At 67.7% G+C, this 21,313-nt stretch carries 17 protein-coding genes; 4 read left to right on the top strand and 13 right to left on the bottom strand.

Annotated elements, in window-relative coordinates; genetic code table 11:
• Positions 1-200: 200 nt before the first annotated feature.
• From ACFO8M_RS25000 to ACFO8M_RS24975, 6 genes are all read right to left on the bottom strand, one after another.
• Positions 201-1,994, bottom strand: a complete 1,794-nt coding sequence (locus tag ACFO8M_RS25000) for a GDSL-type esterase/lipase family protein (RefSeq protein ID WP_387980564.1) — start codon at positions 1,992-1,994, stop codon at positions 201-203.
• Between the two features lie 126 nt (positions 1,995-2,120).
• On the bottom strand, positions 2,121-4,124 hold the full coding sequence (locus ACFO8M_RS24995) for a DUF4978 domain-containing protein (protein ID WP_387980562.1): 2,004 nt from the start codon (positions 4,122-4,124) through the stop codon (positions 2,121-2,123).
• Positions 4,125-4,230: 106 nt separating this feature from the next.
• On the bottom strand, positions 4,231-5,139 hold the full coding sequence (locus tag ACFO8M_RS24990) for a carbohydrate ABC transporter permease (protein WP_387980560.1): 909 nt from the start codon (positions 5,137-5,139) through the stop codon (positions 4,231-4,233).
• A complete protein-coding gene (locus ACFO8M_RS24985; protein ID WP_387980558.1) occupies positions 5,126-6,037 on the bottom strand; it encodes a carbohydrate ABC transporter permease in 912 nt (303 codons plus the stop codon). Before ACFO8M_RS24985 ends, ACFO8M_RS24990 begins: the two co-directional genes overlap by 14 nt.
• 105 nt (positions 6,038-6,142) lie before the next feature.
• Positions 6,143-7,432 carry an ABC transporter substrate-binding protein gene (locus ACFO8M_RS24980; RefSeq protein ID WP_387980556.1) on the bottom strand — a complete coding sequence of 430 codons (1,290 nt, stop codon included), beginning with the start codon at positions 7,430-7,432 and terminating at the stop codon, positions 6,143-6,145.
• Between the two features lie 238 nt (positions 7,433-7,670).
• Positions 7,671-8,696: a LacI family DNA-binding transcriptional regulator gene (locus ACFO8M_RS24975; RefSeq protein WP_387980554.1), complete on the bottom strand. Its 1,026-nt coding sequence runs from the start codon at positions 8,694-8,696 to the stop codon at positions 7,671-7,673.
• Between the two features lie 99 nt (positions 8,697-8,795).
• Here ACFO8M_RS24975 and ACFO8M_RS24970 point away from each other — a divergent pair, with 99 nt between their 5' ends.
• On the top strand, positions 8,796-9,872 hold the full coding sequence (locus ACFO8M_RS24970; RefSeq protein WP_387980552.1) for a LacI family DNA-binding transcriptional regulator: 1,077 nt from the start codon (positions 8,796-8,798) through the stop codon (positions 9,870-9,872).
• Positions 9,873-9,887: 15 nt separating this feature from the next.
• On the opposite strand, the gene ACFO8M_RS24965 is transcribed toward ACFO8M_RS24970, so the two are convergent.
• The 6 genes from ACFO8M_RS24965 to ACFO8M_RS24940 are packed head-to-tail and all read right to left on the bottom strand — an operon-like array spanning position 9,888 to position 16,549.
• Positions 9,888-11,357 carry a glycoside hydrolase family 43 protein gene (locus ACFO8M_RS24965; RefSeq protein ID WP_387980550.1) on the bottom strand — a complete coding sequence of 490 codons (1,470 nt, stop codon included), beginning with the start codon at positions 11,355-11,357 and terminating at the stop codon, positions 9,888-9,890.
• The gene (locus ACFO8M_RS24960; protein WP_387980548.1) at positions 11,357-12,259 is read right to left on the bottom strand and encodes a DUF6807 domain-containing protein; all 903 of its coding nucleotides are present in this window, start codon (positions 12,257-12,259) and stop codon (positions 11,357-11,359) included. Before ACFO8M_RS24960 ends, ACFO8M_RS24965 begins: the two co-directional genes overlap by 1 nt.
• Positions 12,256-13,365: a Gfo/Idh/MocA family protein gene (locus ACFO8M_RS24955; RefSeq protein WP_387980546.1), complete on the bottom strand. Its 1,110-nt coding sequence runs from the start codon at positions 13,363-13,365 to the stop codon at positions 12,256-12,258. Before ACFO8M_RS24955 ends, ACFO8M_RS24960 begins: the two co-directional genes overlap by 4 nt.
• 25 nt (positions 13,366-13,390) lie before the next feature.
• A complete protein-coding gene (locus ACFO8M_RS24950; RefSeq protein WP_387980544.1) occupies positions 13,391-14,689 on the bottom strand; it encodes an ABC transporter substrate-binding protein in 1,299 nt (432 codons plus the stop codon).
• A gap of 41 nt (positions 14,690-14,730) precedes the next feature.
• Positions 14,731-15,636: a carbohydrate ABC transporter permease gene (locus ACFO8M_RS24945; protein WP_387980542.1), complete on the bottom strand. Its 906-nt coding sequence runs from the start codon at positions 15,634-15,636 to the stop codon at positions 14,731-14,733.
• The gene (locus ACFO8M_RS24940; protein ID WP_387980541.1) at positions 15,629-16,549 is read right to left on the bottom strand and encodes a carbohydrate ABC transporter permease; all 921 of its coding nucleotides are present in this window, start codon (positions 16,547-16,549) and stop codon (positions 15,629-15,631) included. The genes ACFO8M_RS24945 and ACFO8M_RS24940 overlap by 8 nt, the downstream gene beginning before the upstream one ends.
• A 177-nt stretch (positions 16,550-16,726) precedes the next feature.
• Here ACFO8M_RS24940 and ACFO8M_RS24935 point away from each other — a divergent pair, with 177 nt between their 5' ends.
• Together ACFO8M_RS24935 and ACFO8M_RS24930 are read left to right on the top strand one after the other, a co-directional pair.
• A complete protein-coding gene (locus tag ACFO8M_RS24935) occupies positions 16,727-17,737 on the top strand; it encodes a LacI family DNA-binding transcriptional regulator (protein WP_387980540.1) in 1,011 nt (336 codons plus the stop codon).
• Positions 17,738-17,873: 136 nt separating this feature from the next.
• Positions 17,874-19,268 (top strand): non-reducing end alpha-L-arabinofuranosidase family hydrolase, encoded by a 1,395-nt coding sequence (locus ACFO8M_RS24930; RefSeq protein ID WP_387980538.1) that lies wholly within the window; start codon positions 17,874-17,876, stop codon positions 19,266-19,268.
• Positions 19,269-19,277: 9 nt separating this feature from the next.
• Here ACFO8M_RS24930 and ACFO8M_RS24925 read toward each other — a convergent pair whose 3' ends face one another.
• Positions 19,278-19,931, bottom strand: coding sequence for an alpha-ketoglutarate-dependent dioxygenase AlkB family protein (locus ACFO8M_RS24925; protein ID WP_387980536.1), 654 nt, complete (start codon positions 19,929-19,931; stop codon positions 19,278-19,280).
• Positions 19,932-20,044: 113 nt separating this feature from the next.
• Between ACFO8M_RS24925 and ACFO8M_RS24920 the strand changes: the two genes are divergently transcribed.
• Positions 20,045-21,304 carry a family 16 glycosylhydrolase gene (locus ACFO8M_RS24920; RefSeq protein WP_387980534.1) on the top strand — a complete coding sequence of 420 codons (1,260 nt, stop codon included), beginning with the start codon at positions 20,045-20,047 and terminating at the stop codon, positions 21,302-21,304.
• Positions 21,305-21,313: the final 9 nt, after the last annotated feature.

The raw sequence follows: 21,313 nt of genomic DNA, 5'->3' as shown, positions 1-21,313 counted from the left end.
CGGATGCGCCTGCGCGCCACCGACGCCGCCGCCCCTTTCCGAACCCCCGAATCCGGCTCAGCGCCAGAAGAGAGCCTTCATGACCATCGACCGCAGACAACTGCTGCGCCTGGCAACCGGCGAAGGTGCCGGTGTCGAAGGCGCCGCACCGCGTCGTGATCCAGTGCGGGGCGGCGCCTTTCGTTACGTGGCCTCGGCGGCTACTGCCGTTCGAGGATCCAGACGGTGCTGCCGTCGGTGGCGCCGGTGTTCCACCGGACCTCACCGGTCGAGGTCGCATACAAGTACGACCGGCCGGGGGCCTGGTTGTTGAACCGGAAGCCGCCGGGCACCGACTCGATGCTCCACTTCGTGTCGGGTCCGATATAGCCGTCGTTCCAAATGACGACATTGTTCGGTTCCGTGTCCAGATACGACCGACCGGACCGGACATTGTCGATCGTCCAGGTGCCGTCGGAACCTTGGGTGAGGATCCAGTCCTGGTCGTCGTAGATGGTCCCGGCATTCATACTGAGGCTCCCTGCGCTTCCCGAGTCCAGGTACTCCCCCGTCGCCGCATTCCTCAGCTTGTAAGTGGCACCGCTGACGGGACCGGACGAGGCGCTGCCGGCGAGCTCGGTCAGCTTCGTGGTGAGCACCGGCACGTAGAAACCGGTGATGCCCGCGATGTTCGGGTGCGTGCCCGAGCCGCCTGTGCCCGGGTAGCCGCCCAGGAGGTCGTCGAAGGTGTATGCCACCCGGTGGTCCTCGATGCGGGTGTCGAGCGTCGTGTCGGCGAAGACGTCGGCGACCGCCACGCCCCACTTCTGGGCGGCTTCGAGGGCGACGTCGCGCAAGGCGAGCTGGGTGTCCCAGTCACGGGAGCCCAGCTTGTGGACGGGGACGTACACCAGCCGGGCGGCCGGCCACTTCTGTTTCATGGTGTAGACGGTGGTCTCGAACGACCCGGCGAAGGTGCTGGTGTCGAAGTCGGCCGGGTCCATGGAGGCGCTGACCGCTCCCATGGTGTATTCCGCGACCGACTGGAGCCTGAGCGCGTCATTCGTGCCGCCGTCGAAGACCACGTAATCGGGCGTCTGCGAGCTGGCCGAGTTGACCTGGGTGAGGATCTTCCCGGCGGGGTCGCCTGACACCGGGCCGACGGTCGCGCCGTTCACCGCGTATTTCGTCAGCTGCATCCCTTCGCGTTCGGCGGTGAAGTCCACGAAGCCGCGCGAGTACTTGTGCCCGTATACGATGCTGTCGCCGAATGCGTAGACCGATGCGCCTTCGAGGACGCCGTTCGCGGCATAACCGGGCCTGACCAGGTGGAAGTTGTCGATCGACTGCGGTCCGGTGCCGTAGTAGTTGCAGGCGACCAGCTTCGCGAGACCGGTCCCGGTGATCGCTCCGGTTCCGGAGGCCATCACCTGCGCCGCGGCCTCTTTGCTGGTGATCGTGTACTGGACCTTCCCGAGGATGAAGTCCATGTGCAGGTCGACCGTGTACCACTTGCTCCGGTCGAAGGTCCGCTTGATCCATGTCGGGTTGAGCGCATCGGGAGCGGCGGTCGAGTCCGAGTCGGGTCCGGCCACCGCGTAGCGGAGTTCGGAGCCGGTCGCCGCGATGGCGAAGACCAGGCGCCCTCCGTCGTCGCGCAGTTCCAGACCGGTCTTCATGCCGTCGCTGGCGATCGAGGTCTTCCAGTCGAAGCTCAGGTCCAGCGTCGACTCGCTCGCGACCTCCGACGCGAACGGGCTGACCGAGGTCGTGTAATTGCCCATGTTCTCCGTGATGGTCAGACTGCCGTTGCCGACGGAGGCCCCCGTGGGGAAACCGAAGTTCTCCGGAACGGTCTGGGCGTCGAAGGTCTCATCGATGAGCACGGTGTTCGGCTCCCCTGCGGCCGACGCGCCTTGAGGAACTGCCAGGGCCGCCAGGATCAGGGACGCGACGGCGACGAATAGGCCGGCCGACTTCCGTGGACGGAAGCCCGCCGGTGCGGTTGTGGACATGTTCGATCTCCTCTGCGTTGAGGGTTGGCCAGCCCCGGTCGATGCGGACGACCGGGGCTGGACGGTCCGGTGTCGATGGCGCCGCCCCGTGCCGCGGTGCGGGACGGCGCCGTGAGATGGGTGCGGCTACCGTCGTTCGAGGATCCAGACGGTGCTGTTGTCGGTGGCGCCGGTGTTCCACTGCACCTGCCCGGTCGAGGTCGCGTACAGATACGACCGGTCGGCGGCCTGGTTGTTGAAGCGGAAGCCACCGGATGCCGGCTCGACGCTCCACTTCGTGTCGGGACCGATGTAGCCGTCGTTCCAGATGACGACGTTGTTCGGCTCGGTGTCCAGATACGACCGACCGGCCCGGACGTTCTCGATCGTCCAGGCACCATCGGCGCCCTGGGTGAGGATCCAGTCCTGATCGTCGTAGATCGTCCCGGCCCCCGTAGTGAGGCTCCCGGCGCTGCCCGAGTCCAGATAGCCTCCCGTCACCGCGTTCTTCAACTTGTAGACCGCACCGCTCACCGGACCGGAGACGTTCGCGAACATCACGCGCACCGCCTCGCCCTCGTTCACGGTGACGTCGATCGTCCCGCCGCTCACGGAGTAGGACCGGTTGCCTTGACCGACCCACGTGTCGTTCGCGTCGTAGGAGCCGACCTCGACCGAGCCCACGGTCCCGTAGGTGTCGGGGAACGAGTAGGTCCCGCCGTTGTCGATGCTGATCAGGGCGAACTCGGTGGCACTGCGCTCGACCGCGATGCCCTGGCCGCCGGTGGTGGTCGCGTAGTTCAGGTTCAGACTCGCCAGCCGTTTGGTGACGTCGAACGAGGCGGCGGCGGCGCGGTTGTACGTCTGGACCTGCGAGCCTCCCGCCTCCACCGGCGCCTTGGTCGCCAGGTCCGTCCGGATCTTGTTGATCGTGAAGTTGAGGTCGCGGATCTCGAACGAGACCTGCTTGCGGGTGACCGCATGGGTGGTCGGGTCGAAGTTGTAGAGGCCGTGGTTGGAACTGCCCGAGGCCGCGTATCCGTCGGTGGCCGCGTACAGGTTGTGCACCGCGCCCCCGGCGATCGAGTTGAACTTCGTGACGTGCGCGTTGTCGGTCCCGGCGAAGGTCTCCATGACCATGGGGAAGTTGTCCCCCTGGGCCCACATCGACTCGATCCCGTATTTGTAGAAGGTGTCGATGTTGGTCGTGTACGGGTCGTAGCCGAAGAAGTCGATGGTGTTGGCGCCCTGCGAGCGCAGCGCCTCGTTCTCGGCGACGGGCCGAGCGTCCCCGACGGTGTTGGTGCGGGTGTAGATGGGGTAACCGGAGTCCTTGACCACCCGGCCGAGTTCGGTCAGGTAGTTCAGGAGCACGTCGCGTCGGAACTGTCCTGCGTCGGTGTACCCGCCCTGGTCCCACAGCGCGTTGCTGTAGCTGCTGTAGCTGCGGTCCGAGGAGACGCCCCACTGGAGCTGGGCGACGTTGGGCTCATTGGTGACTTGGATGCCCACGGTGGTGTGGCCGGTGTCGTAGGCGGCGAGGTGCTCCATCACCGCACCGAGCACGAGCTGCTCGCGGGCGAGGAGGTTCGGATCGGTCTTGTCGAACAGGAAGTGGTCGCCGCTCTGGAGCGGGGTGCCGCTGGAGTCGACTACGAGCTGGTAGTCGTTCCACACGTAGTCGGGGACGCGGATCGGCATCGAGTGGCCGGTCGACTCATGGCTGAACCACAGCAGTTCGAGCTTGAGGCCGTACTCGCCGCACCAGTCGACGTACTTCTCCAGGTCGGTCCAGTCGAAGGTGTCCTTCGACGGTTCGGCCTGGGACCACCAGAGCGGGATGTTGACGACGCTGAAGCCGTCCTCGGCGATCATCTGCAGGATCGGCTTGAGTTGGGCGTCCGTCCAACCCTTCTGGTACCTCTGGTGCTCGTAGCGGAACTGGACGCCGCTGTGGTAGAACGGCTCGCCGTCCACCAGGAGCACTTCTCTGTCGTAAGTGGACTTCGATGTGTCGACCACCGAGATCGGCGTGGTCTGGGCGATCGCGGGCTGCTGGACCAGGACGGTCCCGACCAGGGACACGGCCGGGAGGGTGAGCACCGCGCGTCGCGTGACACCGCCGCTCGGCCGTCGTTTGCGTGCGGACATCGTCTCGCACTCCTTTCGTCGCTTTATGATCGTTGTATCTGCATTTGTGGATATGTAGTGGTGGAAAGCGGCCCGCTCCAGGTTTCCGGAGCGGGCCGCTCTCGGGCTATTTGAGCCCGGTGGTGGCGATGCCCTTGACGAGGTACTTCTGGCCGACGAGGAACACGATGAAGACCGGGATCAGGGTCACGATCGACATGGCGAAGAGCAAACCCCAGGAAGCCCCGGCCGTCGCGTCCACGAAGTTGCGCAACGCGACCGGCGCGGTCTGCATCTCCGGCTTGGTGAGATAGATGAGCTGGGCGAAGAAGTCGTTCCAGGTCCACACGAACGTGAAGATCGCGGTCGTGGCCAGAGCCGGAACCGAGATGGGCAGCAGGATCCGGAAGAAGATGCGCCAGTAGCCGGCGCCGTCGATCTTCGCGGCCTCGTCCAACTCGCGCGGCAGGCCGCGGAAGAACTGCACCATCAGGAACACGAAGAACGCGTCGGTGGCCAGGAACTTCGGCACGATCAGCGGCAGGAAGGTGTTGACCCAGCCGATCTGGGAGAACGCCACGTACTGCGGCACGAGAATCACGTAGATCGGCACCATGAGGGTCAGCAGCATGATCGCGAAGCTGACCTTCCGGCCGCGCCACCGCAGGCGGGCGAAGGCGTAGGCGGTCATCGAGCAGCTCACCAGGTTGCCGATCAGAGCGCCGAGGACCACGATCGCCGAGTTCAGCAGGTACACGCTGAACGGGTGCGCCAACGCGCTCCACCCGTTCGGGAAGTGGCTCAGGTCGATGTCGGTCGGCAGGAGCGACGGGTCGCGGAAGATCAGCGCATCCGGTTTGAACGCACTGGCGACCATCCACAGCAGCGGGTAGATCATCACCGTGCCGACCAAGATCAGCATCACGTGCTTGACCAGCCGCCTGATCCGTCCGGGTCCGGTCCCGCCGCCGCGTCGCGGCGCCGGAGGCTCGGTCTTCCCGACGAGGGGGCCGGTTCTGATTTCAGTTGCCGTCACTGTAGAACACCCACCGCTTGCTGAAGTAGAAGTTGATCGCCGTCAAGACGCCGACGATGACCACGAGCAGCCAGGCCATCGCCGAGGCGTAGCCCATGTGGAGCCGCCCGAACGCCTCGCTGTACAGGTAGAGCGAGTACAGGAGCGTCGAGTCCGACGGGCCGCCCGTTCCGCCCGAGACCACGAATGCCTGCGTGAAGGTCTGGAACGAGTTGATGATGCCCAGCACCATGTTGAAGAAGATGATCGGCGTGAGCATCGGGACGGTCACGTGGCGGAACTGGTCCCGTTTGGACGCGCCGTCGAGGGCCGCAGCCTCGTAGAGGTGCTCGGGGATCTGCCTCAGGCCCGCCAGGAAGATGACCATCGAGGATCCGAACGTCCACACGTGCAGCAGGATCAGGGAGATGAGCGCCGTATCGGGGTTGGCGATCCAGCCCGGCCCCTCGATCCCGAACAGCCCGAGGAACTGGTTGACCAGTCCCTCGATCCCGAAGACCTGACGCCACAGGACGCCGACGGCCACCGAGCCGCCGAGGAGTGAGGGCAGGTAGAACACCGATCGGTAGAACGCCAGGCCCTTGATGCCGCGGTTGAGCAGCATCGCCAGCGCCAGCGCGACCGCCAGCATGAGCGGGACGCTCACGAACGTGTAGGTGGCGGTCACCGCGAGTGCCTTGTGCAGCCGCGTGTCCCGGAGCATCTCGGCGTAGTTCTCGAGTCCCACCCACTCGGGGGCGCTCAACAGGTTGTAGTCGGTGAAGGACAGGTAGAGCGAGGCCAGCAGCGGCCCCAAGGTCACCGCGACCACGCCGAGGAACCAAGGGGCCATGAGCATCCATGCCGCGCGCTCCTCCTGCCGGGCCGCCGCGCTCATGCGCCTGCCGGTCTTCGTCATCGTGACTCCGTTCCAGGGAATTCGGGGCGCCGCGGGCGGCGCACCGGTTCGACTCCGATGGGGATGGTGCGGCGGGTGCAGGCCGCAGCCCGCACCCGCCTCCCGCTAGAGCTCAGCCTTCAGTCCGTCGTAGAACTGCTGCGCGGCCTCTTCCGGCGTGAGCCGGTCGAACAGGACGTCGATGTTGATCCGGTCGTAGAGCTCGTCCATGGCTCCGCCGGCGTTGGCGTTCGGAATCGGGAGCGGTTCGGGGCCGAGTGCCGTGACCCGTGCGTTGTAGTCGGCCACGGCGAGTTCGGTCTCGGTCAGATCGCCGGAGACCGTCTCGACGACCGCGGGATCGACCGGGACGCCCCGGTCGAACTTCTGGAGCTCGATGGCTTCGGCGGAGTTGAGGAAGTCCAGCAGCATGGCGGCCTCCTCGGGGTGCTCGGTGGCGGCCGAGGCGGCGTAGAACAGGCCGGGCTTGACGAAGGAGCCGGTCACTTGGGCGTCCGATTCACCCGGGTAGATCATCAGCTGGGCGGCGCCTCCGGAGGTCTCCTCGAGTTCACCCAACTGGTTCGTGGCCAGGGCCGGGTTCATCGCGACCTTGTGCAGGGCCAAGAGGGACTGCGCCGCGCTCGAGCCGGCGCCATGGGCCTCCACCATGGTCTCGACGCTCGGGGTGCCGCCGCTGTCGCGCAGACGGATCACCCAGTCCCAGTAGCCCGCCAAGGTCTCAGGGGTGAAAGCGAGGTCGGAACCGTCAGGGGACCACCAGTTCTCGCCGTGCTGACGAAGCCAGACCGTGGCGACCTGGGAGAACATGGGGATATCGCTGCCGGCCATGTCAGGGTTGGCCGCGCTGATGGCGGCCGCGGTCTCGATGTAGTCGTCCCAGTCCCATGTTGACTCGTCCGGGATCTCGACACCGGCTTCCGCGAACGCCTCCGGGGCGATCGCGACGCTGAATCCGGAGACGCCGCCCGGCACGGCGTACACCCCGTCGTCGACAGTGGACAGGGACAGCGTCGACTCGCTGTAGCGCTCCAGGTGCGCCGCGTCGGCCACCGTGTTCAGGTCCAGCAGCTGGCCGTTCTCGATGTAGGGGTACATGAGCGGATCGACGACCTGCATGACGTCGGGCAGATCCTGGGCGGCCGCGGAGGTCGAGAGCTTGTTCCAGTAGTCGTCCCAGCTGGTGAATTCCGGCTCGACGTTGATGTCGGGGTGGAGCTCTTCGAACCGTTCCAGGATCTCCTGGGTGTAGGCGTGGCGGGCGTCGGAGCCCCACCAGAAGTAGCGGAGGGTCACGCCGTCGCCGTCGTCTCCGGATGAGCAGGCGGCGAGGAGCGAGACGCTCATCGCCGAAGCGAGAGTGGCCGCGCCTATGCGCGAGAGCAGGGGTTTCATGGGAGCCTCCATTGGATCCGTTTCATGTTCTGGATCGGCGGTTGTCGTTCGTCGCGGTGCTTTTGGCGACGCCTTGTGCCGAGGGATGGGCTGCCGCCAGACCTTGAATCATCATGACAACGGTTCCAGAGCCTGTCAACCAGGGTTACTGCTGAATTTGGATAACGGTTTCATTACGCGAAATCGGGCATTCCGTACGTGACTCGGTCGTTCCTCCGGATGGGAGGGCTCCAGCGGCTCAGCGGCCTCCGGAGTCGGAGGCGGTGCTGGCCCGGACGATGAGCCGTCCGGGCAGCACGACGTCCTGCGGAGGCTCGGTCGCGAGCGCCATCTCCAGCGCCGCCCGTCCGGCCTCGGCGAACGGCAGCGCCACCGTGGTCAGCGACGGAGTGACGTCGCGCGCGAGCGGAATGTCGTCCACTCCGGACAGGGCGATGTCGGTCGGCACGTCGAGACCTGAGCGCCTGAACTCGTTCAGGGCGCCGATGGCGAGGACGTCGTTGCCCGCGAGCACGAGGTCCGGCCGCGGGCGCACCTGCGAGATCCGGCGGGCCGCGTCCCTGCCGCCCTCCCGGGTGATCTCGCACTGCTCGACCACCACCGAGTCCGGGTCGAAGCCCCGCTCGGACAGGCCCCGCAGGAAGCCCTCGGTGCGGCTGTCGAGCGCCGGGTGACGCGGGCTGGTCAGGACGGCGGCGTGGCGGCGTCCCAACCCGCCCATGTAGCGGCCGACGGTCCTCCCCAGCTCGAAGTCGTCGAAGCGCACCGCCGGGAACGGCGTGTCGTGCTCGCCGATGAAGACCACGCCGCAGCCGTCGGCACGGAAGCGCTCGAGTTCGGGGAGGACCTGCTCGCTCGGGACGTCGGCGAAACTCGCGCTCGTCACGACCAGGGCGCGGGGGCGCAGCCCGCGCAGCACTTCGAGGGCCGTCCGGTGCGCGGCCGCGCCGCTTCCGGCACTGGTGATGCTGACCAGCGCACCGCGTTCCCGGCCCGCCGCCTCCATGCCGGCGGCGATCGCGGCCAGGGACGCGGTCCTCGGATCGCTCGCGAGCAGCATGACCGCCGTCCGCCGCCCTCGCAGCGCCCGGGCCGCCTGGTTCGAGACGTAGCCGAGAGATTCCGCCACCGCGAGGACGCGGGCCGAGAGCCGCTCGCTCACGTGGAGGTCGCCCCCGTTGAGCACGCGGGACGCGGTCGAGGGCGATACGCCGGCCGCCTGAGCGACGTCACGTAGGGTCGCCTTCTGATACGCTCGCCGCACAAAACCTCCAATGTCGAACGCTCCCTCGAAAGCGCGCAGGCGATCGGTCGAGGGGCGGGGCGGCGCACCCCGAGATGCGCCCGATGCCAGGATGCCATTGTGACCACAGACCCTGCCACCGACGACCAGCCTCCGGGCATCCGGACCCGACCGTCGACGGTCACCCTCCGCGATGTCGCCGACGCGGCCGGCGTCTCCAAGGCCTCGGCCTCACGGGCGCTCGACCCGAGGTCCCAGTACGTGTCACCGGAGCTGCGCGCGCGGGTCATGGAGACCGCCAGGCGCCTGGGCTACCGCCCGAACGCGTCGGCGCGGGCCACGACCACCGGTGCGACCGCGATGGTGGCCGTGCTCGTCTCCGACATCCGCGACCCCTACAACGCCGAGATCGTGCACGGCGTGATCGAGCAGGCGGGCGCCTCCGGTCTCGTGGCCACCTTCGCCGGGACGGACCACGCCATCGACGACGAGGTCCGGGTCGTGCGCATGATGCGCAGCCTCAGACCGCACGCCATGATCCTGACCGGTGCGCGCAGCGGCTCCCCGGTCTCGCGGACGTCCCTTGAGGAGGAGCTCGCGCGCTACACACAGGAGGGCGGCCGGGTGGTGATCGCCGGAGACGACGAGCTGCCCTTCGACACCGCGGTCGTCCCCCGCCGACGCGGCGCCTCGGCACTCGTCGCCGAACTGTTCCGCCTCGGCTACCGGTCGCCCGCCCTGATCCGGCCCGACCACGACTCGGCGGCCGCGCGCCAGTGGGAGGACGGCATCGTCGAAACCGCCCGCAGCCTGGGGATGCGGATCGAGTACGGCGCCGTCGTGCGCGCGCCGATGACCCGGGACGGCGGGTACGACGCGGTCAGGAGCCTGGTCGAGCAGCGGCACGAAGGCCTCGACGTGGTCCTCGCCGCCACCGATGCGATGGCCATAGGCGCGATGAGCGCGATGCGCGACGCGGGCCTCAGTCCCGGCACCGAGATCGGCGTCGCCGGGTTCGACGATGTGGTGGGGACCGAAGACGTCACGCCGACACTGACCAGTGTGGACCTCGCGCTCGCGAGTGTGGGCGCCGCCGCGGTGGAGCTCGCGTTGACCGAGTCCGCCGCCGATCGCCGGAGGGTCGAGTTCGAGCCTCGCGTCATCCTTCGCGGCACCACGCCCGCCCGGCACGGCTGACGCCGCTCCGGCGGGCTACTCGGGGAGTTCAGTGAATTCGATCCCCTTCACCAGCGCCGAGCCGGTCTCAGTCCACAGTCCGATCATGCGGCCAGTGAAGCCGCCGGCGACCTCGGTCGAGAGGTAGCGCCCGTCCAGACGCGCGAGCGCGGTGAACCCGGAGGCGTCGACGATGCCGAGTTCGATGTCGTCCGGTCCCTCCTTTGTGGCCTCGACTGAGCGGATGCGGAACGTGACCGCGGCGGACGGCAGCGGGCAGGCGCCGGCGACGGCCTCGACCTCGCCGACATGCGAGACCGCTGCTGCTACATCGTCTTTGACGCGGATGCCGTACCAGTGTCGGCGGTCGATCCGCACCGCTGCGGTCACGACCGACTGCCCGGGCTCGACGGTGACGTCGGCTTTCCAACGGTTCCCGGCGGCACGGAAGAACAATCCCGACGGCTCGCCCGAGTCGCTTGCGGCAGGTTCCAATCGGACGCCGCCAGGGACGAGACGGGCGCACTGATCGGGCCGCGCTCCGGGCGAGACCCACCTGTGGTCGAGCCGCGGCGCGGTGAAATCGTCGGTGAAGGACCACCGCGCGGGTGCCAGCTTCGCGCCTGAGGGCGTGAACTGCGGCCACTCATCCGTCCACGCGATCTCAGCGAGGAAGGTCTCGCGCCCGTTGACGTGGTAGCGCGGGGTGCGCCCGCGGGGACGAACCCCCAGATGCACTGCGGCCCAAGTCCCGTCGGAGCGCTCAACTAGGTCGGCATGGCCCACGTTCTGCACTGGATGCCGGGTACTGCGATGAGTGAAGACCGGGTTGTGCGGCGCGGCCTCGAAAGGGCCGCGGGGTGAGCGCGAGCGGGCGACCGAGACCACGTGCCCGCGGTCGGTGCCGCCCTCGGCGATGACCAGGTGCCACCATTCGCCGCGCCGGTACAGGTGCGGGCCTTCGGGATTGCCCAGACCGGTGCCGTGCCAGATCCACCGCGGCTCCTCCAGCACCCCGCCGGTGCCGGGGTCGATCGCGACCTGCCGGATGCCGATCTGCTGCTCGTTCCAGGAGCAGTAGGTGAGCAGGCAGGTGCCGTCCTCGTCCCAGGCCAGGTCCGGGTCGATCCCGTCCAACCCGCCTAGATGCACCGGGTCCGACCACGGACCCGCCGCGTCGGTGGCGCTGTAGAGCAGGTGCCCGCCGCGCGGATCGTCGATATCGGTGGTGACCAGCCAGAACCGGCCCTTGTGGTGGCGCAAGGTCGGGGCGTAGACGCCGCGGCTGGCGGTCGAACGCCCCGCCGGGAACTGCTCGTCCCGGTCGAGGGCGTTGCCGATCTGCCGCCACGAGACCAGGTCGCGCGAATGCCAGATCGGCACTGCCGGTGCGTACTCCATTGAGGAGTTCGCCAGGTAGAAGTCCTCCCCGACCCGGCAGACCGACGGGTCGGGGAAGCAGCCGGCGATCACGGGTGCCGTGGCCGCCGTTTCTACGGGACCCATCAGAGGGCTTTGCGCACGGCCGCCGCCAGGTCCGGGGCGTCCTCAGCGTCGGCGTCGGCGATGCCCACGCCGTATCGGAACCGGACCGCCGCTCCGTCAGGGATGGTCAGCTCGTCGCTGAAGAACGGCGCGGGGTTGAGGCAGGCGAACTCCTCGCTGCGGGCGAACCACTGCGGCGGGTGGTGCGGGTTCTCGGCGTCGTCGACCATGAGCACCAGCGAGGTGGCGTCGATGTCGTCGTGGCGTCCGGCGAAGCCCATCCACTCGTGGCGCTGTCCGCGCATGTCGTTGCCGGAGCCTGAACCCTCGGCGGTGACTAGACGGCCGCCGGTGAAGGCGCGCGGGCCGCGCCAGAACAGGCCGCCGTAGCCGGCGTTCTCGCGGCCCTTCGTGGTCGGCGAGCCGATTGCGATGTCGGATCCGGAGACGTTGCTGAGTTCGGTCTCGAAGGTCAGCATCCAGGCCTCGGCCGAGAGCAGGCGCGCGCCGATCGTGCGACGTTCGGTCAGGAATGCCGCTCCGGCCTGGGTGATCCAGTCGAGCTCATGGGAGAGCCTGACCGAGCCGTCGGTCGAGTCGATCTCGGTGAAGTCCCGATGCCGCTGGGTGCCGTTGTTGTCCTTCTGGACGTAGAACTGCCCGTGGACGTAGGTCGGTCCGCCCCAGAAGTTCTCCTCCCCCACGTGCGGCAGCGACAGCGCGATGCCCTTGTGCCACACGTGGTCCCAAGGCCGGTAGAGGCTCACCAGGTGTCCGGCGCGGGTGCGGATCGGGTGCAGGTACGGCTTGGGCGACTCCAGTTGCGGGGAGTCGGGCCGGTAGACGTAGCGGAACAGGTCGGTCTCGCCGTCACGGACGGTAACGGCGCTGCCGACGTCGTGGCGGAGGTCGAGGTGGCTCATGCAATGGTGTCCTTGATCGGCGCCCACGGAACGGCGCCGCCGTCCATGCTGCGGTTGAACGGGTCCTGGCCGGTGATCTCGCCGGCCGCGACGGGGCGGCCCTGGAAGGCCGAGGCGTAGGTGGCGGCGGCGAACTCCATCGTCCGGCGGGCCTCTGCAAGGGAGACGCCCGGTTCGGTGCCGTTGGCGAGGGCGTCGAGGACCGCCTCGATCTGGAGGCGGTGGCCGCTCTCCGGATCGCCGCCGCCGAACTCGTTCCACAAGTCGGCGAGCTCCTCGTGTCCCGGTGCGGGCGTGAAACTCCAGTCGGCCTCCCGGTAGCCGTAGAGGTGCTCGAGTTCCACAGTGGCGTATTCGAAGTCGAAGCGGAGCCGGGAGGTCTCCCGGGGAGACACCACTGAGTTCACCACCGTGGCCAGCGCACCGTTCTCGAAACGGGCCAGCGCCATCGAGACGTCCTCGGTGTTCGTGGGGCGAGACAGGCGCCCGGCGAGGGCCGTGACCTCGGTCCAGGGGCCGAGGATCGACAGGAGCAGGTCGAACTGGTGGATGCCGTGGCCCATCGTCGGTCCCCCGCCCTCGACCTCCCAACGGCCACGCCACGGAACCGCGAAGTAGGCGTCGTCGCGGTACCAGAGCGTCTCGCAGGTGGCCACGAGCGGCCGCCCGAGCGCCCCGGAGGCGGCCAGGCGCCGGAGCCGGATCGCGGCCGGGCCGTACCGGTGCTGGAAGACGGTCAGCACCGGTACTCCGGTCTCGGCCTCGACCGCGGCGAGCTGGTCCATCTCGGCCAGACTCAGCGCGGTCGGTTTCTCGACCAGCGCCGGGACACCCGCACGCATCGCCGTGATCGCCAGCGGCACATGGGTTCCCGGCGGTGTGCAGATGTGCGCCAGGTCGAGCCGCTCCTTCTCCAGCATGGTCGCGGCGTCGCCGTATACGGCGGGAACCGGGAAGCGGCCGGTGAACGCCGCGGCGCTGGCCGGGTCGATCTCGGCCACGGCCGCCAGTTCGGCGCCCAGTTCGGTCAGGGCGTGGGCATGTGCGTGTGCGATGCCGCCGGTGCCGACGATGCCGCAGCGGAGCGGGGGTCTGGAGACGGTCATGGGTGCTCTTCTCTTGGGGCGCCGACTAGGCGGCGGCGTCGATTTCGGACTGGAGTTCGTCGACGAAGGCCTCGGCGGCTTCCTGCGGAGTGCGCTCCCCGAACAGGACTTCCTGGGTGTAGCGCTGGATCATCTGGTCGAATCCGCTGCCTCCGTTGGGGGTGACCCTGACGGCGGGCCCGGCGGCGGCCGATTCGAGGTACTCCACCGCCCGCTGCTCGCCCTCGTCGAGGTCGGCCGCGACGTGGTCGCGCATGGCCGTGTTGGCGGGGATGCCGCGCTCGGTGCCGAGGATGTCGGCGGCGGCCTCGTGGTTGACCAGGAAGTCGATAAGGGTCACGGCCTCGGCCGGGTGCTCACTCTTGGAGGAGACCGACCAGTACATCGACGGTTTGACGAAGTTGGCCGCGGATTCGGCGTTGCCGGGCAGTTGCAGAAGCCGGAAGTCGGCGCCGCTCGCCGCGAGCACCGGCGTGATCTGGGTGTTGTAGAAGAAGCCCATGGCGACCTTGCCGGTGGCCAGGCTGCCGCCCTCGATGCCGGCGGTGAGGCTCTCGACGGTCTGGGCGGCGCTCTCGACGCCCCCGGTCTCGATCAGGCCCAGGTTGTAGTTCCACAGGTCGACCAGCAGGGCGGGGTCGAGGGTGACCTGGCCGTCATCGCCGTAGAGCTCGTTGCCGTGCAGGCGGGACCAGTAGCGAATGCTGCCCTGGTCGTTGCCGCCGGTGACGCTGGAGCCGTTGATCGCGCCGCCGCTCTTCTCGGCCAGCTCGTTCGCGATGGCCGCGTAGTCGTCCCAGGTCCAGGTCTCGCCGTCGGGCAGTTCGACGCCGTACTGGGCGAACAGGTCGGCGTTCACGAAGCTGGCGAGCATGGCCGCGCCGATGGGGATCGCGTACAAGGTGCCGTCGACCTCTCCGGTCGCGAGGGTCGACTCGTCGAATTGGGAGGTGTCGAGGAACTCGCCCGCGCCGGACAGGTCGAGCAGGCTGCCGCGATCGCCGTAGGAGGCGAGGTAGAGCTCGTCCATCTGGAGCACGTCGGGCGAGTCGTTCGCGGCGGTGGTGGTGGCGAGGGCGTCCCAGTAGCCTTCCCACGGCTTGAACTCGGCCTTGACGGTGATGTTCGGGTGTTCCTCTTGGAACGCGGCGATCGCCTGGTTGGTGAGGTCGGCGCGGACGTCGGCGCCCCACCAGGTCATGCGGATGGTGACCGGGTCGTCGCTCAGTTCCATGTCGCCGCCGCCGCCGGTGCCGCAGGCGGCCAGGCCGGGCACTGCGACGGCAGAGGCGCCGAGGCCGCGGAGGAGAAGTCTGCGTTGCATGGTGTCGCTCCTTTGCGAAGGGTTCAGGGTTGTGGGCACATCTACTTGCCGCCGGTGGTGGCGATTCCTCGGAGCAGGAATTTCTGTCCGAACAGGAAGACCAGGAAGATCGGCAGGAGGGAGACGACGCTCATGGCGAAGGCCGCACCCCAGTTGGTGCCGGCCTGGGCGTCCACGAAGCCCCGCAGGGCCAGTGGCACGGTGTAAAGGTCCGGGTCGGTCAGGTAGATCAGCTGGGAGAAGAAGTCGTTCCAGGTCCAGATGAACGTGAAGATCGCCGTGGTCGCCAGGGCCGGGACCATGAGCGGCAGGATCACCTGGGCGAAGATGCGCGGATGGCCGGCCCCGTCGATGCGGGCGGCCTCGTCGAGTTCGACGGGTATGCCGCGGATGAACTGGACCATCAGGAAGATGAAGAACGCGTCTGTGGCCAGCAGCTTGGGCACGATCAGGGGCAGGAAGGTGTTGACCCAGCCGAATTGGGAGAAGAGGACGTACTGGGGAACGATGATGACGTGGATCGGGAGCATGATCGTCAAGAGCATGATCGCGAACCACCAGCGCTTGCCGGTGAATTCGAGGCGGGCGAACGCGTAGGCGGCCATCGAGCAGGAGATCAGGTTCCCCAGGATCGCACCCAGAACGACGATCGAGGAGTTGACGAGATAGACGCTGAAAGGATCGGCGAAGGCGTTCCACCCCTCGGCGTAGTTCCCGGTCTGCAGGTCGTTCAGCACCAGGCTGGGGTCGCGGAAGATGACATCGTTGGGCCGCAGCGAGCTGACGACCATCCACAGCACCGGGTAGAGCATCACCAGCGCGCCCAGGATGAGCAGTGCGTGCTTGAGGATCGAGCGGAGCGGGCTCGGGCCGCTTCTGGTGCGCCGACCGGGCGCCCGGCTCGAATCGCGGGGTGCGGCGGCGGTCTTGTCGAGGGTGTCAGTCATTGTAGAAGACCCAATACTTCGAAGCCCAGAAGTTGATCGCGGTGAACGCGCCGACGATGAGCAGCAGCAGCCACGCCAGGGCGGAGGCGTAGCCCATGTCGAAGTTCCCGAAGCCGCGCTGGTACAGGTACAGCGTGTAGAACAATGTGGAGTCGGCCGGGCCGCCGGTGCCGCCGGAGACGATGAACGCCTGGGTGAACGACTGGAACGCGTGGATGATCTGCAGGACCAGGTTGAAGAAGATGATCGGAGTCAGCAGCGGCAGGGTCACCGACATGAACTGCCGCCACCGGCCCGCGCCGTCGACGCTGGCCGCCTCGTAGTACATCCGCGGGATCTGCCGCAGCCCGGCCAGGAAGATCACCATCGGTGAGCCGAACGTCCACACGTTGAGCGTGATCAGCGTGCTCAGCGCGGTCTCGGGCTCCGAGATCCAGCCGCGCCCCTCGATCCCGAGCAGGCCCAGGCCCTCGTTGAACAGCCCGGCCGATCCGAAGACGGTCCGCCACAGGACCGCGATCGCGACACTGGCGCCCAGCAGCGAGGGCAGATAGAACACCGATCGGTAGAACGCCAGGCCCCGCACCCCTCGATCCAGCACCAGGGCCAGTGTCAGCGCGAGGGCCAACTGGAGCGGGACCGAGACCAGCACATAGGTGAGCGTGACGCCGAGGGACTGGTGCAGCCGCTCGTCGCCGAGCATCCTGCGGAAGTTCTCGAGGCCGGAGAACTCCGCGGGCTGCAGCAGGTTGTAGTCGGTGAAGCTCAGCAGCAGCGACACGAGCATCGGGCCGAGCGTGACGACGAACAGGCCGAGGAACCACGGCAGCAGGAAGAGTATCGCGGTCTTGTTCTGCCGCTTGGCCGTCGCGCGCTGTCTGCCCAGATTGCGCAGTTCCGAGGTCGCGCTCACGAGACCGCCTCTGGCAGACGCGCGGCGCCCGAGGCGCGGGCGGTGCGGGGACCCGGCATTGGCGCTCCTTTGCGTCAAGAAATAGTGATCGTTCACCATTTGAGGTTCGACCTAAGATAGTGAACGATCACCCTCATGTCAAGATGATCATTGCACCAGTGAGAGGAGACCGAGCGGATGACCGAGCGTTCCACCGAATCGCGACGGCCCACGATCAAGGAGGTCGCACGCCTGGCCGGTGTCTCACACCAGACGGTGTCCCGCTACCTGCGCTCCAGGAACGGCTTGAAACCGAACACGCTCTCACGCATCGATGCCGCCGTCAGCGAACTGAACTACCGCCCGAACCTGGTCGCGAGGTCGATGCGAACCCGCCGGACCGGCCGACTGGCGATCCTCCTGCCGACCATGGTCTACAACCCGGCGCGGTTGCTGCACGGCGCGACTGAGGCCGCCCACGAGGCCGGCTTCTCCGTCGAGGCGGTCAGCGTCATCGGCGACACCGAGACCAGGACCGAGCGGATGCTCGAGATCGCCGGCACCGGGCAGGTCGAGGGCATCCTGGCACTGTCGCCGATCTCCCCCGGCGTCGAGGACCATCTGCCGCACGGGGAGACGATCGTCGTCGCAGCCGATTTCGATGACCAGATGCGCGGCATCGGCGAGCTGGCCGACGCCTCGCAGCTGATCGAGCTCATGGAGGGCCTGGTCGAGTTCGGACACCGCCGGTTCTTCCACGTGGCGGGGAATCTCCAGTTCGCCTCGGCGCGGGCCAGGAAGGCCGCGTACCTCGAGACGGTCGATCGGCTGGGACTGGAATCCGCCGGCGTCGTCGACGGCGACTGGTCGGGCAAGTCCGGGTACGACGCGGTGCGCTCGTTTCCGGACGAGGCGATGCCGACGGCCGTCATCGCGGCCAACGACATGGTGGCCGCGGGGGCGATCCGCGCCCTGATCGACCGCGGCCTGGACGTTCCCGGCGATGTCAGCGTCACCGGCTGGGACAACAACGAGGCGTGCCAGTACCTCCCGCCAAGCCTGACCAGCGTCGAGGTCAACCTGGAGGGCCTGGGGCGCAACGCCATGCTGAGCCTGGTCAAGGCGATCTCCGGTCGCGAGCTCGAACCCTCGCTGCGTCCCTTGCAGCACGTGGTCTGGCGCGAATCGACCGGTCCGGCGCGCCGCTAGCAGCCGGGTTCCCGGTCCAGCGGCCTCGAGCTCTTGCGTTCCGCGATCGCTTCCGCGAGACTGTATATCGAATTATATCGATATTTCAGGAGGAATTCCCATGGGTCGGCTGCCGAGGGTCTCACTCCTGCCGGTAATGCTGGCAGTCGCACTCGTCGCTGTCGGAGCGCGCGCCGAGGCGCAGACGGGCCGGTACGAGGCGGAGAACACCGCCTGCGAAGGCACGGTCGACGCGAACCACACCGGGTTCTCCGGCAGCGGCTTCTGCAACCCGCCGAACTCGTCCGACACCGGCGTGCAGTTCACCGTCGACGCGACCAGCACGGGTACCGCCACGCTGGGCTTCAAGTACGCGAACGGAGCGACCGCCGGCCGCGCCGCGAACGTGAGCGTCAACGGCACCACGGCCCGCTCCGGTGTCCCGTTCGGACCGACCGGCGCCTGGAGCAACTGGGCGATCGAGACGGTGACCGTCCCCGTCAACGCGGGCTCCAACACGATCCGGCTCTCGGCGGCGACCAGCGCCGGCCTGGCGAACATCGACTACCTCGACTTCGCGAAGACCACCAGTTCCCTGCCGTCGAGCTTCCAGTGGAGTTCCAGCGACCAGCTGATCGGGCCGAAGTCCGACGCGACCCACGACATCGTGTCCGTCAAGGACCCGTCCGTCGTGTTCCACAATGGCCGCTACCACGTGTTCGCCAGCGTCGTGAACACCAACCAGTCCTACAGCCTGGCGTACCCGAGTTTCACCGACTGGTCGCAGGCCGGTGCCGCGCCGCTGACCTTCCTCGACACCACCGCGGTCGGCACCGGCTACAAGGCCGCGCCGCAGGTCTTCTACTTCGCGCCCCGGCAGCGGTGGTACTTGACCTACCAGGTGGGCGACAACGTCGCGTATTCCACGACCACCGACATCGCGAACCCGCGATCGTGGAGCGCGCCGACGGAGTTCTACTCCGGCACCCCGCAGATCGTCCTGGACAACATGGGCAGCGGGCAGTGGCTCGACTTCTGGACCATCTGCGACAGCGCCAACTGCCACATGTACTCCTCGGACGACAACGGAAACCTGTACCGCGCGCAGACGTCCGCGGCGAACTTCCCGAACGGCTTCTCCCAGCCGGTCATCGCCATGCACGACGACAACCACCACTGGCTCTTCGAGGGCGCCAACGTCTACAAGCTCGCGGGAACGAACGAGTACCTGCTGATGGTCGAGGCCATCACCGCGGGAGGCCGCATGTTCCGGTCCTGGACTTCGTCATCCGCCGCCGGGCCCTGGAGTCCGTTGGCCGACACCCAGGCGAATCCGTTCGCCAGCCGGAACAACGTCACCTTCAACGGCACCCCCTGGACGAACGACATCAGCCACGGCGAACTGATCCGCGGCGGCTACGACCAGACGCTCACGGTCAGTCCGTGCAACCTCCGCTTCCTCTACCAGGGCATGAAACCCGGTTCGAGCGGCCCCTACAACCTCCTGCCCTGGCGCCTGGGCCTCCTCACCCAGACCAACTCGAGCTGCTGACCCGGTCGGTCAAGGCCGGTCGAGGCCACTGACGCGCAGGGTGATGTTCAAACGCCCAGTCAGGACGAGACCGGCCGGGGCCGTGCCGGGAAGGATGCGCGGGACACCGTGAAAGGCCTGCCGCGAAGGTCCCCCGAACACGAACAGATCACCGCTGCGCAGCTCCAAATCGGTATAGGGCCTGCTCCGCGACTCGGTGTTCCCGAAGCGGAAGACGCACGTGTCCCCCAGGCTGAGCGAGATCACCGAGGCGTCGGAGCGCTCGTCCTTGTCCTGATGCATGCCCATGCGGGCGTCGGCGTCGTAGTAATTGATGAGCGCGACATCGTATTCGGACGGTTCGGCCTCGCCGTACGCCGCTTCGGTCGCACTGTGGGCCAGCTCGCCGAGCAGGGGCGGGAAGGGTTTCACCGGTCGGCCGTCGCCGTCCTCCACTGTGGCGGTGAAGCGGTACGGGGACCAATGCCAGCCCAGGCACACCTGCTTCGCCGTCATGACACCGCCGCCGGGGGTCTGAACCGTGCGCATACCGGCAGGAGGCCGGGCCCATTCCCGGCACGCCGCCACCAGTTCCCGCTGGCGCTCCAGATCGAGCCAATCGGGCACCAGGACCGCGCCGGGGGCCACTTCGGCACGGTCGCGGGGAATCAGCTCGCCGTCCATACGACCGAAGTCTAGAGCCACAGTGCGCCTATTTCATTGATGAGCCTCGATTGACAGATTCTGGAACCGTTGTCATCATGGAGTGGACTAGCCCCCCCTCGAAGGAGACTTCCATGGCATTCGATCCCGAAGACGTCAAGTTCGGCCGCCGCGGCCTGTTCGTGGGCGGTGGAGCACTCGCCTTGTCGGCGTTCATGGCGGCGCCCGCGTCCGCCGCGGAGATGCCGCCCAACCCGCTCGAGAAGCCCGGCTGGATCCTCGACCGGAACGACGAGTTCAACACCGGCAACCTGGACACGAACCTGTGGATCCCGAAGTACCTGGAGTCCCGGACCACCGTCGAGCGGTCCACGGCGCGATACGGGTTCCGCAACAACGCCCTCGTGCTCCGCATCGACGACGACCAGCCCACCTACTACAGCGGCAACCCCATGAAGGTCTCGAGCGTCCAGACGGGACAGCGGACGAACCTGCACAAGGACAACGTGTTCGACCACTCGATCCCCACGGACATGAAGTACACGCCCCAGTACGGCTACTTCGAGATCCGAGCCAAGAGCTCCGCGAGGAGCGGCATCCACACCGCGTTCTGGCTGACCGGCCGACAGGACACATGGGAGCAGCGCGGGGAGGTCGACGTCGTGGAGCACGCGGGCATCCACGGCAAGAGCCGCTTCAACTGGAACCTGTTCAAGTGGTCGGATCCGCGTCTCACGACGCACACCGAGCAGGTCGGCGTCGGGTTCGACATGACCACGGAGATGCACATCTACGCCCTCGAGTGGACCCCGACCCAGTTCAAGCTCTACATCGACAACGTGCTGACGAGGACCATCGACCAGTCCTTCACGTACCCGGCGGTGTTCTACCTGGGCATCTACGAGCACGCCGACTGGACCGGCACGGTCGACCCCAACGACCCCCGGCCGAAGGAACTGGTCGTCGACTACTTCCGCGCCTACAAGCCCGCAGGCAGTGCCGCCGATCCGCAGAGCGGCCGGACCTACCGGCTCCGCAACGTCTCGACCGGGCGGTACCTCGACTCGGGCGCCGCCGGCGCGGTCGCCCTGGAAGCGGGCAGCACCTACGACGACCAGCTGTGGACGCTCACCGAGCAGCAGGCCGGCTACTGGACGATCGACAACGTCCGGGAGGGCCGCGGCCATCTCGACACCGATCCGGACGGCAAGGTCATCTGGGGCGACGCGCGGGTCGGCGACGACACGCTCTGGGCGATCACACCTGTCTCCGGCGGTTTCCGCATCGACAACAAGCAGAGCGGGCGCGGCTACCTCTACGGAACAGGCACCTCGGTCGCGTGGAACACCGGAGCGGCGGACGCGAACACCGTCTGGGCACTCGAGCGGCGGTGAGCGGTCCTC

The organism is Glycomyces rhizosphaerae (assembly GCF_042647865.1).
GTDB lineage: Bacteria > Actinomycetota > Actinomycetes > Mycobacteriales > Micromonosporaceae > Glycomyces > Glycomyces rhizosphaerae.
This window is presented reverse-complemented; position numbering and strand designations above follow the sequence as displayed.